Genomic DNA, 13,560 nt, shown 5'->3' on the forward strand with positions numbered 1-13,560 from the left:
AATATTATTGAATTGGTATTGGTAGTCTAGAAAATAAATTGTACCAACTAGAACGAAAATTTTACGATAGTAAGATTAAATTATTTGAATAGGTAGAATCTTCATATTTTGATTTCTTCAATTCTCATTTTTATAGAAAAATGAGAATTGAACTTTTTTGCTAAAATTTCAATTAGAAATAGTCAGTATTTAATAAAAATTTGTATGTTTCAGTAAGACTGCTGAACTTGTCTACAGTGCAGAAAAGATGCGAGGTTGTAGCGTAGATTCAGAGTGGGAGGAAGGAATACATAATGTAATTTATGGAATAGCTCCTTATGCTCTCATATTTTTTAAATTAAAGTTATTTCAAAATGGTTAAAACAAACAGCTCGAGCCGTTATAACACTAAAATAAACAAATAATAATCCTTATCCTTAAATGGATTGTGAAATGGATTATTTGTTTATTGTGCAATGTATATTTATTTTTAATTTCATAAAATAAATAATGAGTATAGCGATATGTCGCTCGTTCAAATAATCGTTGATATTGCAGAGAGTCTGAACTATAATAATAACGTTGATTGTGTGCCTTTAGTTACAATAATTTTAAATAGGCTCTCTTGTAAGTGAATAAATAAACAAAGAGTGTTTTAGGAGTTTTGTTGATAATGGTTTTATAAAAGCATCATTTTATAAAGTCAGGCAAGCGTTTCTTAAGTAATTTTTTTAAGCTATTAGAATTTAAGGGAAAATGTTTAGTCTAAAAGATTTTGTAGTTTTTTGAGGTCAGTGTACTGAGTAAAGTTCATTTTCTTAAAATTTCTATAAAAAAAAAGGAAATCATTTTTTTTAAAGCGTCTATTCGCATCTTTTTTTTTGCTATACTATTTCTGCTATTCAAGGAGTTTATTCTTAAGCATATTAAAAAAAGTAAATTTTTAGGGAAGTTGAGGATTTTATGGAGCAAACGATCAGTATCAAACAATTATTTGAACTACTAAGGAAACGAATGGGATTGATTGTGTTAGGAGGACTCGTAGGCCTTTTGATTTCAGGTCTATTAGCCTTTTTCATTTTAACACCAAAATATAGTTCACAAGCACAGCTAGTTGTCACATTGCCGCAAACGGAAACAACGAATGCAAACGATGTTAATACCAACTTGCAAATGATCAATACATATAAAGATATTATTACTGGGGACTTGGTGACAAAGGAAGTATCAGAGAAGTTAAGCTCTGAGTATGGGTTAAAAATCAGTGTTGATGATCTGAAAGAAACAATAAAAGTAGAACAAAACCAGAATTCTCAGATGTTCTCTATCATAGCAACAAGTAAGAGTCCTAGAGAAGCGGCCAACCTTTCTAATGTCACTGCTGAGATTTTCAAAGCCAATGCGAAAAATGTTTTGAATGTTGATCGCATTTCGATCATATCTCAAGCAGTTGCTAGTAGTGAGCCAGTTTTTCCAAACAAAAAAATAACTATAGCTGCAGGATTATTGATTGGAATAATGATTGGTGTTTTCTTGGCTGTGATATTGGAATTACTGGATCGAACAATCAAAGAAAGTAAAACATTGACCGATGAATTTGGATTGACTCTATTAGGTAATGTTCCAGAATTGACTCAAAAGGAATTAAATGCAAAAATCCGTCGTGAATCCGTTCAAAAAATCAATAAAAGAGAAGTCTCTAAAAATGAAATAGAACCGACTCTTGATCGTCGCAGACGTAAGAGAGTCTAGGGGAGGTAGTTATGGCTAAAAGAAAAAATCAAACAGACGTGGCACAGGCTGTTAGTCTGATTACGTTAGTAGATAAAAGTTCACCAGTTTCTGAACGTTATAGAACGATTCGTACCAATATCCAGTTTGCATCTTCAGCAGATCGCCAAGTTAAAACATTAGTAATTACTTCTTCTGGGCCAGGCGAAGGGAAATCAACAACAGCAGCTAATCTTGCTGTTGTCTTTGCCAACTCTGGTCAAAGTGTTTTATTAGTTGATGCTGATATGCGAAAGGCAACTGTACACAAAACATTTCTATTAAATAATAGTGTGGGATTAAGTAATGTTTTGAGTACGGACATGAATGTGAGTGATGGAGTGCAACGAACGGTTGTCCCTAACCTATATGTTATGACTAGTGGTCCAAAATCTCCAAATCCATCTGAATTACTAGGTTCAACTAGAATGGACCAATTAACAAGAGAACTTCGAGAAGATTATGATTTTGTGATTTTTGATATGCCCCCAATTGTAGCTGTTACGGATGCACAAATCGTGGCATCTAAAGCTGATGGCACGATGTTGGTAGTTCGAGAAAATGTTACTCGTAAAGATTCTTTACAAAAGGCACGTGAACTTTTATCAATGGTAAACGCGAATGTGCTAGGGGCTGTCTTTAACGGAAGTACAGATGCGAATGATCAAGGATACTACTATTATGGTACCGACAAATAGTACAAGAAGGTGGATAAATTGATTGATTTGCATTGTCATATTTTACCAGGGGTTGATGATGGTGCTCAGACAATAGATGATAGTATCGAAATGGCGAAAAAAGCTGTTAGTCAAGGAATTACTCATTTGATGTGTACACCACATCATAATAATGGGAAATATTTCAACCCTGCTCAACAAATAATTACCAGAGTCAATGATCTACAAAAAGTACTGGATCAAAATGGTATTCCACTCACGTTAATAGAAGGACAAGAAGTGAGAATTACAGGTTCACTTCTAGAAGATATTCGTAATCAGGAAATCTTATTTACTGATCTTGAAAATACCTATGTTTTGATTGAATTTCCTTCGGGTGATGTGCCAGAGTATTCGGAACAACTTTTTTTTGAGTTAATGAGTAATGGTCATATACCAGTAATTGTTCATCCTGAAAGAAATGCAATTTTTCGGAATCATCCGAATAGATTGATGCCGTTTCTCGATATGGGTGTGCTGACCCAATTAACAGCACCAAGCATTGTCGGGGTGTTTGGAAAAGATATACAAAAGACTGCAAAACTCATGTTGAAACACAATATGTTATACATGGTTGCTTCTGACGCACATAATTTGCGTCATCGAACTTTTCTACTGAGGGAAGCCTATGAAGAAATTCGTAAAATTGGGGGAGCAAGAATGATTGAAGAGATGCAACAGATGACTAAGGACTTGGTCAACGGTGATAAGGTAGTGTGTCCGGAATACAAGGCAATAAAGGAATCACGTTTCAAATTCTTTTAATAAGGTGATTTGTTTTGAGGGCATGTTATGAATAGTGAAAAGTATTTTGGGGATGTGAGTATTTTGGAGAAGAAACCTGGGCTGGATCAGGAACATTCAAATTTGGTTTGGATAGATAAAGATAAGTTACAAAAGCAAAAAGGGTATGATTTTATTAAAAGAATCATTGATCTATTTTTGGGGACTATAGGAGTTATTTTTATCTCTCCAGTTATGCTTTGGGTTGCCTATAAAATACATAAAGATGAACCAAATTCACCGATAGTTTTTTCTCAAAAACGCGTTGGAAAAAATGGTGAACTGTTTACTATGTATAAATTTCGTTCAATGTGCGTTGATGCAGAAGAACAATTAGACACATTAGCTGAAAAGAATGAAATCAAAGGTGCCATGTTCAAAATGAAGGAGGATCCTAGAGTTACTGTTTTTGGGAAATTCATTCGACGCACTAGCTTAGATGAACTTCCTCAACTAATTAATGTTATAAAAGGTGATATGAGTCTTATTGGACCAAGACCACCATTACAAAGAGAAGTTGCCGAGTATACGCTGTATGATATGCAGCGATTACTCGTGAAACCAGGGTGTTCTGGATTATGGCAAGTTAGTGGTCGAAATGATGTCCATTTTGATGAAATGGTTAATTATGATATTGAATATATTCGGAAGAGGAGTATCAAATATGATATTTCTTTAATTGTTAAGACAATAAAAGTAATGATAAAACCAGATGGGGCATATTAAGGAGTTTGTTTGTGGAAGATAAAAAGCAACATGTATATATTATTGGGGCAAAGGGAATACCTGCAAAATATGGAGGCTTTGAAACCTTTGTCGAAAAATTGACAGAATACCAAATTAATCGACACATTCAGTACCATGTAGCCTGTATGACTGAAAATTCGGCGAGATCAAAAATTACTGACAAGCACTTTGAGCACAATGACGCAAAGTGCTTTAACATTGATGTACCCAATATTGGTCCTGCTAGAGCCATTTATTATGACATTGCTGCTTTGAAGTATGCAATCAAACAAGCCAAAAGCAATCAAGATCATCAACCAATTTTCTATGTTTTGGCATGTCGAATTGGTCCATTCGTAGGAAGATTAAAAAAACAAATTGAAGATCTGGATGGAAGATTATTTATTAATCCTGATGGGCATGAATGGATGAGAGAAAAGTGGAATTATCTTGTTCGTCGATATTGGAAGTATTCAGAACGATTAATGGTCAAACATGCAGATTTATTAATTTGTGATAGTAGTAATATTGAAAAATATATCAAAGAAGAATATCAGCAATACAAACCTCAAACAACATATATAGCTTATGGTACAGACTTAGAAAAATCAAAATTGACTGAAAAAAGTACAAACGTTATTAAATGGTTCAGAGAAAAACAAGTTCAACCAGGTAATTATTATTTGGTGGTAGGTAGATTTGTGCCAGAAAACAATTATGAAATAATGATTCGTGAGTTCATGAAATCAAACACGCCTAAAGATTTTGTATTAATTACAAATATTGAGAAAAATAAATTTTTTGAGAAATTAAAACGTGAAACGCATTTTGATACAGATTTGCGAATTAAATTTGTTGGAACAGTTTATGATCAAGAATTATTAAAGTATATTCGTGAAAATGCGTTTGCTTATTTACATGGTCATGAAGTAGGTGGAACGAATCCATCCTTACTTGAAGCTTTAGGATATACTAAAGTAAATTTATTATTAGATGTTGGTTTCAATCGAGAAGTAGGTAGGAATTCTGCATTTTATTGGAAAAAAGATGGAAATTTGAATAGACTTATTTCAGATTTAGACTCTTCAGAGAAAATGTCATCTATGTTAAATGAGTTAGAAGATAATAGTTATTTAGCAGAAGATTTTTCATGGAGCCAAATTATTTATTTATATGAAAAACTGATGTGTAATATTTAATGTTTTGTTGTAGTTTAAATCATGGGGAGGTTAAGAAATGAAAAAGGACAACCAATTGAGGGAGCTTCAGCTTTTAGAATTAGAGGCATTAACGGAGTTAAGAAATTTTTGCAAAAAAAATGGAATGGACTTTTTCTTGCGAGGTGGGAGTGTGATGGGAGCTGTAAAGTACAAAGGTTTTGTACCATGGGATGATGATGCCGATATAGCGATACTTAGAAAAGATTATATGAGATTAATTGAATTAACTTCTAAAATAGATTGGTCAGAAAAGTTTTATATACTTAGTTATAAGAGTAACCCTGAAATCCATTGTTATTTTCCAAGAGTATTGTTAAAAGAAGATGAAAGAAAATCGAGAGGATTCCCTAAAAATAACAAACTAGGGTTGACAGTAATTGATATACTTCCAATTGATGGTACACCTAACAATGTTATTAAGAGATATATATATTACTTTTTAACTTATTTGTACCGCGCTCTCGCGGGTGTTTGGACAATGGATGTTGAGGACACTGTTAATATGCATAGTTCAAAAAAACGAATGATTCTTAGGTTTTTAAAAATGACTGGGATAAGTAGGCTTTATACGCAAGTAGGTATGTATAATAAATTAGATAAATTATACACGAAGTATTCTATTGAAAAATCTCATTATATAGGTACTATAACAGGGTCTCTTTATAGAAAAGAAATACTTTTAAAAGAGTTTTGGGGAAATGGTCTTGAAGTTAAATTTGAAAATCAGAAATTTTTAATTCCCAGCCATTATGATGAATATCTGAAACAACTTTATGGTGATAATTACTTAACATACACACCGAGTGTAGAGGAGCAATATTCAAAAAAACATATTAAATAATTTTTATATCCAATATAACTACTATACTAATATATTATAGCTGACTGATTTGAGGAGGATTTGAATGACCTGTTTTATAGTATTACACTACGTTGTTAGGGAAGAAACGATATCTTGTGTGAATAGTCTTCAGAGGTTAGTTGGGGAAAAAAAAATTATAATTGTAGATAATGCGTCACCCAATAACTCTGGAAAAGAATTAGAAAATTTCTATTCAGATGTAGAGAATGTTGATGTAATTTTGTTAAATAAAAATGTTGGATTTGCAAACGGAAACAATGCTGGTTACACACATGCCAGAGAAAACTATCACCCAGAAACTATAGTAATTATGAACAATGATATTCAAATTGAACAAAGCAATTTTATTTCTAAGATAAAGGATATATATCTATCAGAAAAATATGCGGTTTTGGGACCAGATGTTTTTGCAACTTCATTAGGTATTCATCAAAGTCCGAAAAGGCTTGATCATTATACGTTAGAGGAAGTACAAAGTTTAGTAAATAGTTATGAGAAAAAACAAAAGAACAAAAAATTAACAAAGCTTAAATGTTATTTAAAGAGGTTGGGATTTTTAAAACGTTTTGTATACAATAGAAGAATTAGAAACAGTGCTGTAGATCATAATAGAGTCTATTATAATGTACCATTACATGGCTCATGTATCATTTTTTCAGAAATATTCATCAATAAAAGAGAAAAAGCTTTTTTTGATGGAACGTTTATGTATTATGAGTCTGAAATTTTAGATTATGAGTGTCAAATTAATGGATTAAAGTCAATTTATACTCCTGAATTACAGGTTTTGCATAATCATAATGTTTCAACAAATGAAACATTTAAGTCTGATATTAAAAGAACAGAATTTATGAATGAGTGTATTTTAGATTCTTTAACTTCTTTTTTATGTTTGATAAAGGAAAAATAAAATTTGTCATTTTTGAATTCTGAATCGGAGGCAATATGTTAATCTTTTTCTTATTTTTTGTTGAAATTTTCTTAATCTTTTTTATGCTGAATATTACAGGAAGAGATATTTTTAGGCCATCTATTCTTATGATTTCGGTCTTTGCACTTAGTACTTTTTTTGCAATGTTAAACATTAATAATTGGAATATTGATTATTCCCCAAAGACTTTTGGAATCATGTTACTAGGTTTTTTAGTAGCTGTCATAATTGACTATTTCATATATTCCTTGTACAAAGAGTCACATGGAAAACCTCAAGAATTACAAGTTTTATTAATAGATCATTGGAAAATAGCAATGGTGGTCACTTTCGAGTTGGTTACAATATTTTTATATTATCAAGAAATTAAGAGATTGGCGATATTTGGTGGTTATGTTGAGGGGGCAAATCTATTATGGCATTTTAGAAATGTTACATCTTATGAAGCGGAAGCTTCTATAAATGGTTTAGTTAATTTGCTTATTAAAACTACGGATGCTTTTGGTTACATATTTACATTTGCCTTAATACAAAATTACTTAAGCAAAAAAGTCAGTTTGAAAAAATATGTTATATATGTTATTCCAATTGGTTTGTTTGCCATCAAAGTTCTTATGGGATCTGGAAGGCAAGAGTTATTGAGATGGGTAGCGTTTTCATTGATAGTTAGTTATATACTTTATGAATTTCAGAACGGATGGTCAAAAAGTATAACCTTAATATATATAAAAAGGGGCTTCATTTTATTTCCCACTGTGCTTGTTTTATTCTACTTTGCTACTAATATTATTGGAAGAGGCACCACAAGAACCTTCTTTCAATATATATCAACGTATGCAGGAGGGTCCATTCAACATTTCAATCAGTATATTACTAATCCTCCTCTAATTGTAGAAAACCATTTTGGTGCAGAGACATTTCCAGGAGTTTATTCTTTTTTTAACAGATTGGGAGTGACGAATTATTCGAGAAGTGTACACCTTGAAATGAGGCAGTTGGGAATAACTCAGGGAAATATCTATACTTTTTTTAGAAGACCGTATCATGATTTTGGACTTTTTGGTATGTGCTTAATGACATTTATAGTAATCTTGATTTTTTCTTTTTGGTATTCTTCCTTTAAAAGGAAAACTTTAAATGGAAGAAGCAATTATTCAATTATTTGTTATAGTTATTTGGTTTATTGGGTTGTACTTTCTTCAATTGAAAACTATTCCATTGGTATTGTATCAGTTGGAACTATATTAACGCTAATCATGTTTAAGATTGTATATATTTTTCTGTTTGGTTTTTCAATCAGAAAAGGTTTGTTATATTTTTCATCAAAAAAGAACTGAATGATGTTTAGTGAATCAGAAAAATGAATATCCTAGTTAATCCGAGTATTCATTTAGGTTTAATTGGTTCTGTTAGGGCTATAAAGTTTAGTTGAAACGAGGTATTACTTGAATAATAAGGCTAAAAATTTATTAAAAAATATTAATTATACAGTCACAGCCAATTTTTTTGTTTTAGGGATTTCAGTACTACTAAATTTATTTGTTCCGAAATTTATTGGTATCAGGGAATATAGTTATTGGCAATTGTATGTTTTTTATTCTTCATATGTTGGATTTCTTCACTTTGGATGGTTAGATGGTATATATTTAAAAATAGGTGGGAAAGAGTACGATGATTTAGATCATTCTAACCTAGGAAGTCAATTTTGGTATTTATTTATATTTGAGAATGCTTTATCTTTAATGATTATAGTTTTAGTTTTTTTATTTTCTAGTTCCCCAATAAAATCTATGATTTTATCTCTTACAGCTATGGTATCTGTTGTAAAAAATTGTAATACATTTATTCTATACATCTTTCAATCAACTAATCGCATCAAAGAATACGCTCAAATATCACGTAACGACAGATATTTCTATATTGTCTTTTTGAGTGTATATATTTTTTTAGGTGGAAATAACTATTTAACAATGATTGTATTAGATATATTTTCTAGACTATTAGTTACAGTTTGGGGTTTTTTAAAACTAAAAGATACTTTGTTACTTAAACCTACTAGTATTCAAAAAGTTAGTAAGGAGATATTAGATAATATCAAAATTGGAAGTAATTTAATGTTATCTAATATAGCTGGGATGCTTATAATAGGAATTTCTAGAATTTTAGTAGAGTTTAAATGGAGTGTTGAAACTTTTGGTAAGTTGTCTTTAACACTTAGTATTTCTAATATGTTTATGACGTTTGTAAATGCAGTAGGAGTAGTTATGTTTCCATTGTTGAGACGTACTGATAAAAATAAACTGACAGAATTATATAAAATTTTAAGAGACTTTTTTGTTCCAGTATCTTATTTCCTTTTGATTCTTTTTTTTCCTATTAAAAAGGTTTTGGAGCTTTGGTTACCCTCTTATGAACAAAGTTTTGTATTTATGGGAATTCTTTTTCCGATGATAATTTATGAGGGGAGAATGTCATTATTAGTCTTAACCTATTTAAAAACGATAAGGAAAGAAAAACTTATACTTTATACAAATGTTCTATCCCTAAGTTTTTCAATAATATTCTCAGTAGTATTCTCAGTATTATTGAAAAATATTCTTATAACTGTAGGAGTTATAGTTGCTAGTTTGGCATTAAGGTGTATTGTAGGAGAATTACTGTTAGTGCGAATTTTAAAGCTAAATATAAGAAAGGTTCTATTTCTTGAAACAGTTCTAACACTAGTTTTTGTTTTAGGAAATATCTTTATGACAGAATTTCTCAGTTTTCTTTGTTACTCTACTTTGTTTATCGTATACTTCTTGTTTAATCGTAAATCATTTTTCAATAGTTTAAAAAGAATAATAGATATCCTTCAATTACAAAAAAAGTTATAATGTGTTTGGAATAATAATTCCTATGTAATTATCGCTTGTGAATAATAATTTTAAAAGTGGGTTGAGTTGAATGTCTGAAGAGAAAAAAAGAAAGCGTCAGGATGTTAAGCGAGTAAGTCGATCGAAGAAGATTTTGTTAGCGTTAGTAGGAGTTTTATTAACGATTATTTTAGCTATTGTTGTTATTGGTGCAAAAATGTATTATGACGTGAAAAATACTGCAGATGATGCTTATGAGACAGTGAAACGTAGTGGTTTTGAAAAGCGTCAGGTTAATTTATCAGAGCAAGATCCTTTTAGTATTTTACTATTAGGTGTGGATACAGGGGCACTTGGACGAACAGAACAAGGTCGTTCGGATACAATGATGGTGGCAACGGTGAATCCATCAACTGATGAATCACTATTAGTCAGTCTTCCTCGTGATACATATGCGGAGATTGTTGGGCACAATACGCAGGATAAGATTAATCACGCCTATGCTTTTGGTGGAGCAGCGATGTCGATGGATACGGTGGAGAAATTATTGGATATTCCAATCAGTCATTACATCACAATCAACATGGAAGGCATCGAAGCTTTAGTTGATGCTGTTGGTGGAATTGAGGTTAATAATCCTTTCGAGTTCACTTATGAGGGGACGACATTTTCAAAAGGCAACCAACAACTTGATGGAGAATTGGCCTTGAAGTATTCACGAATGCGTTATGATGATCCAAACGGAGATTATGGTCGCCAAGCTCGACAACGTCAGATTATTTCTGGCATCGCGAAAAAAGTATTGAGTACTAAGGGATTGACAAATTACCAATCGATATTGACGACGATGGGTGAAAACGTGAAGACGGACTTGAGTTTTACAGATATGCGGACATTAATGGGAGACTATCGTGCAGCATTTGGAGATATCAAATCAGATCAAATGAAAGGTGAGGGATTCATGCAAGATGGAGTTTCTTATCAACGAATTGATCCAACTGAATTGAAACGAGTGCAAGATGAGCTCAAAAAACAACTAGAATAGACTTGGTATAGAAATCCAAGAGAGAATGTTATAGTATTCTCTCTTGGATTTTTTTAGTGATTGATATGATTAACGGTGGTGGAGGGAGACTAAAGTCGGTTTAAAGAGAAGTACATTAGGTATGCATACAGGATAGCTATACAAGCTTCACTAGCGGAATTGATTAGACTCAACTAGAAACATTGAAAGAGATACAGGGTAAAAAATGGCGAGTTTTTAAATGAGTATAAGAATCATTATATTTACCAACTAATATAAAAACTATTTTGATACGTATATTTGTGGAGATAACAAGAAATAAGTTAATTACGACCTATTTTATAATTCAACATTATTAAAATAGTGTTCCAAACATCATATAACTTTAGTTATAATTTAATTCGTATTATTCACAATCCGTCTCTTCTTTATGAAATAATTTATAAAACATATTGTTTTTTTTAGTGATAAAAAGTATAATCAAACTATCAGAAATGTTACTTTCTGATTGTTTTTTTATTTGAAAATTTTTAGTAAAGGAGGTATGTAGATGAAGAAAATTGTAAGTGGGTTAATTGCGCTCATCGCGGTGGTTTTATTTGTTGGGCCTAGTGCTCATGCAGATGGTGCCATCACTGCTGATGAACAAAGAATTTTGTCGGAGCTGGATAAAGGCGTAACTGTAGGCGGAAAGACGTTTAACATTGGTGCATCAGAACGCGCACAAGCAGAAAATTTCTTGAAACAAAATGATGTTTCTGCTGATCAAGTGAACGGAGTTGTTGCACAAATCCAAAGCGCTCGTTCTTTAGTGGAATCTTCAGGAGTTGATGTTTCAAATATCAATTCTATTGAAGCTTTGATTAAAGCCTTGCCATTGAACACCAAGAACCAATTGAAGGATATTATCACCAAAGCGGCGAATATCCTAGGGCTGACAATCACCTTCTACCCTGGAGGCTATTCTATTACTCAGCCAGGTTCAGGTTCAGCTGGTACAACCAGTTCGACTAAACCAGCAAGCAGTACGGTTTACACATCAGGTGGTGCAGTAAAACAAACAGGCATTACACATTTGTCTAGTGCAATTTCTTTCGCAAGCTTATTACTTGTTGCAGCAGGTGCATTTGTAGTAGGACGTAAGAAACTTGCGTAAGGCTTCTAGGCTGAAGAGGATTGGGGCGATGTTGATCGCTCCGATCATCTTTCTTGTTATCGGCTATTCTTTGATGTATGTCATAGGAAGACCTGTCATTCAATTTGTAACTTCTTCTATTCAATTGTTTTTATTAACAGATACTCCCGACTTTGAGGCGACGGAACAGACATTTGAGGCTGTGGACAATAAAAAAATCGCAACGAATGAAAAGAATGAACTTCCATCAAGTAAGATCAATTACCCAGTGGGAGGGGAGCTTTTCGGTAAAGTAAAGATAGAAAAAGTACAGTTGGATGTTCCTTTATATTTCGGAGATACCGAACAAATTTTACGTCAAGGTGCAGGCCAATTCATGGGATCAGTTTATCCTGGTGAATTAGGCACATCGCTGATTGGCGGACATAATGTCGATGATTTCGGCAAACTAGGCGGGGCTCAAGTAGGTGATACGATCGAGGTTCAAACGACCTACGGCAATTACACGTATCAGATTACGCAGCTCGACGTTAGAAACAAAAAAGATAAAGAAATTGACGATATGATTTATCAACGAAATGACCGACGAATTATTATCTACACCTGCTATCCATTAGATAGCTTAGGTCTAACTGATGACCGTTTATTTGCCATCGGAGAATATGTTTCAGGTCCAATTATTAATGGAAACGAGTAGGAGGAAAGGCAAACTATGAAACAAGCAGCAAGAAATGCCCCACGATGGGTCTTAGCATTCATTGGGTCTTTACTCCTCTTTGCCACATTAGCGCTGATTTGTATTCGTATGACCTTGTTCAATCAGAACTTTATGATCAAACAGGTTCATAAGACAGATTACACAGAAACGATCCGTAAAGATATGACACAAAGCATCCAAGACTTAGGACGCGGCAGTAACATCCCGCCGGAAGTCTTAGCTGATGTCGTCTCGGAAAAAACAGTTTCAGCAAATGTTGATAATTATATCCGCAGTATTTATCAAGATATTCCTTTTGAACTACAAGGAGAGGACCAGATCAAAGAAAATATATTAAAGAACGTCAATCAATACGCGCAACAGGAAAATATTCCGATTGATGAATCAGTACAGAGTAATTTGAATAATCTAGCAACTACTGCTGCCAAGAATTATTCGAACTATATAGAAATCCCTTATTTATTAAACTATGGCAAAAAAGTGATGGCGTTCCAATCTTCTTTGACCATGATTTTGGTCATAGTTGGTGTTGCTTTCATCTTAGTATTTGTCGGCTTGATGATGATGGTCAAGATGAAACATCAGAAGGTCCGCTGGAGCAGTGTGACTTTTTTAGGTGCGGGACTAATGTTAGCCGTTTTACCAGCGATCATCTATTTTAGCGGAGTGATCAATCGACTAGGCATTACGTCGGAAGGTCTGTATCGCTTTGTGACAAGCTATATCAACGCTTTTGACTTAAGTTTTGTATTTGTCGGTTTGGTAATGACTGTTCTAGCAATTCTGCTGATATTTATCAGTGAAAGAGTTCGCTATAAAAAAATATATAAGATTCATTAGT

13 protein-coding genes are annotated in these 13,560 nt (G+C 32.7%); all 13 read left to right on the forward strand.

Translation table 11 applies throughout. The annotated features are described in order from the left end of the window. Nucleotides 1–942 precede the first annotated feature (942 nt). The 13 genes from FFR60_RS07810 to FFR60_RS07870 all read left to right on the forward strand — a co-directional run bounded on the left by FFR60_RS07810 (nucleotide 943) and on the right by FFR60_RS07870 (nucleotide 13,559). Nucleotides 943–1,731, forward strand: a complete 789-nt coding sequence (locus tag FFR60_RS07810; RefSeq protein ID WP_137663702.1) for a YveK family protein — start codon at nucleotides 943–945, stop codon at nucleotides 1,729–1,731. An 11-nt stretch (nucleotides 1,732–1,742) separates the two neighbouring features. Further along, a complete protein-coding gene (locus tag FFR60_RS07815; protein ID WP_137663703.1) occupies nucleotides 1,743–2,447 on the forward strand; it encodes a CpsD/CapB family tyrosine-protein kinase in 705 nt (234 codons plus the stop codon). A gap of 18 nt (nucleotides 2,448–2,465) precedes the next feature. Next, nucleotides 2,466–3,230 carry a tyrosine-protein phosphatase gene (locus FFR60_RS07820; protein ID WP_137663704.1) on the forward strand — a complete coding sequence of 255 codons (765 nt, stop codon included), beginning with the start codon at nucleotides 2,466–2,468 and terminating at the stop codon, nucleotides 3,228–3,230. Between the two features lie 27 nt (nucleotides 3,231–3,257). Next, nucleotides 3,258–3,974 carry a sugar transferase gene (locus tag FFR60_RS07825; protein ID WP_137663705.1) on the forward strand — a complete coding sequence of 239 codons (717 nt, stop codon included), beginning with the start codon at nucleotides 3,258–3,260 and terminating at the stop codon, nucleotides 3,972–3,974. Between the two features lie 11 nt (nucleotides 3,975–3,985). Next, on the forward strand, nucleotides 3,986–5,173 hold the full coding sequence (gene cps2T / locus FFR60_RS07830) for a beta 1-4 rhamnosyltransferase Cps2T (RefSeq protein ID WP_137663706.1): 1,188 nt from the start codon (nucleotides 3,986–3,988) through the stop codon (nucleotides 5,171–5,173). 37 nt (nucleotides 5,174–5,210) lie between these two features. Continuing rightward, nucleotides 5,211–6,035, forward strand: a complete 825-nt coding sequence (locus FFR60_RS07835) for a LicD family protein (protein WP_137663707.1) — start codon at nucleotides 5,211–5,213, stop codon at nucleotides 6,033–6,035. A 64-nt stretch (nucleotides 6,036–6,099) separates the two neighbouring features. After that, entirely contained in the window at nucleotides 6,100–6,966 is an 867-nt protein-coding gene (locus tag FFR60_RS07840; protein WP_137663708.1) for a glycosyltransferase, read from the forward strand. 35 nt (nucleotides 6,967–7,001) lie between these two features. Further along, complete coding sequence (locus FFR60_RS07845) at nucleotides 7,002–8,324, forward strand: O-antigen polymerase (protein ID WP_137663709.1); 1,323 nt, start codon at nucleotides 7,002–7,004, stop codon at nucleotides 8,322–8,324. Nucleotides 8,325–8,432: 108 nt separating this feature from the next. Beyond that, the gene (locus FFR60_RS07850; RefSeq protein WP_137663710.1) at nucleotides 8,433–9,863 is read left to right on the forward strand and encodes a lipopolysaccharide biosynthesis protein; all 1,431 of its coding nucleotides are present in this window, start codon (nucleotides 8,433–8,435) and stop codon (nucleotides 9,861–9,863) included. Between the two features lie 70 nt (nucleotides 9,864–9,933). Next, the gene (locus FFR60_RS07855; protein WP_137663711.1) at nucleotides 9,934–10,887 is read left to right on the forward strand and encodes an LCP family glycopolymer transferase; all 954 of its coding nucleotides are present in this window, start codon (nucleotides 9,934–9,936) and stop codon (nucleotides 10,885–10,887) included. Nucleotides 10,888–11,416: 529 nt separating this feature from the next. Further along, nucleotides 11,417–12,022 carry a hypothetical protein gene (locus tag FFR60_RS07860; RefSeq protein ID WP_137663712.1) on the forward strand — a complete coding sequence of 202 codons (606 nt, stop codon included), beginning with the start codon at nucleotides 11,417–11,419 and terminating at the stop codon, nucleotides 12,020–12,022. 28 nt (nucleotides 12,023–12,050) lie between these two features. Beyond that, a complete protein-coding gene (locus tag FFR60_RS07865; protein WP_137663713.1) occupies nucleotides 12,051–12,698 on the forward strand; it encodes a class D sortase in 648 nt (215 codons plus the stop codon). Nucleotides 12,699–12,713: 15 nt separating this feature from the next. Beyond that, nucleotides 12,714–13,559 carry a hypothetical protein gene (locus FFR60_RS07870; RefSeq protein WP_137663714.1) on the forward strand — a complete coding sequence of 282 codons (846 nt, stop codon included), beginning with the start codon at nucleotides 12,714–12,716 and terminating at the stop codon, nucleotides 13,557–13,559. The last annotated feature ends 1 nt before the right edge of the window (nucleotide 13,560 follow it).

It is taken from the genome of Enterococcus hulanensis, assembly GCF_005405485.1.
Classification (GTDB): domain Bacteria; phylum Bacillota; class Bacilli; order Lactobacillales; family Enterococcaceae; genus Enterococcus_A; species Enterococcus_A hulanensis.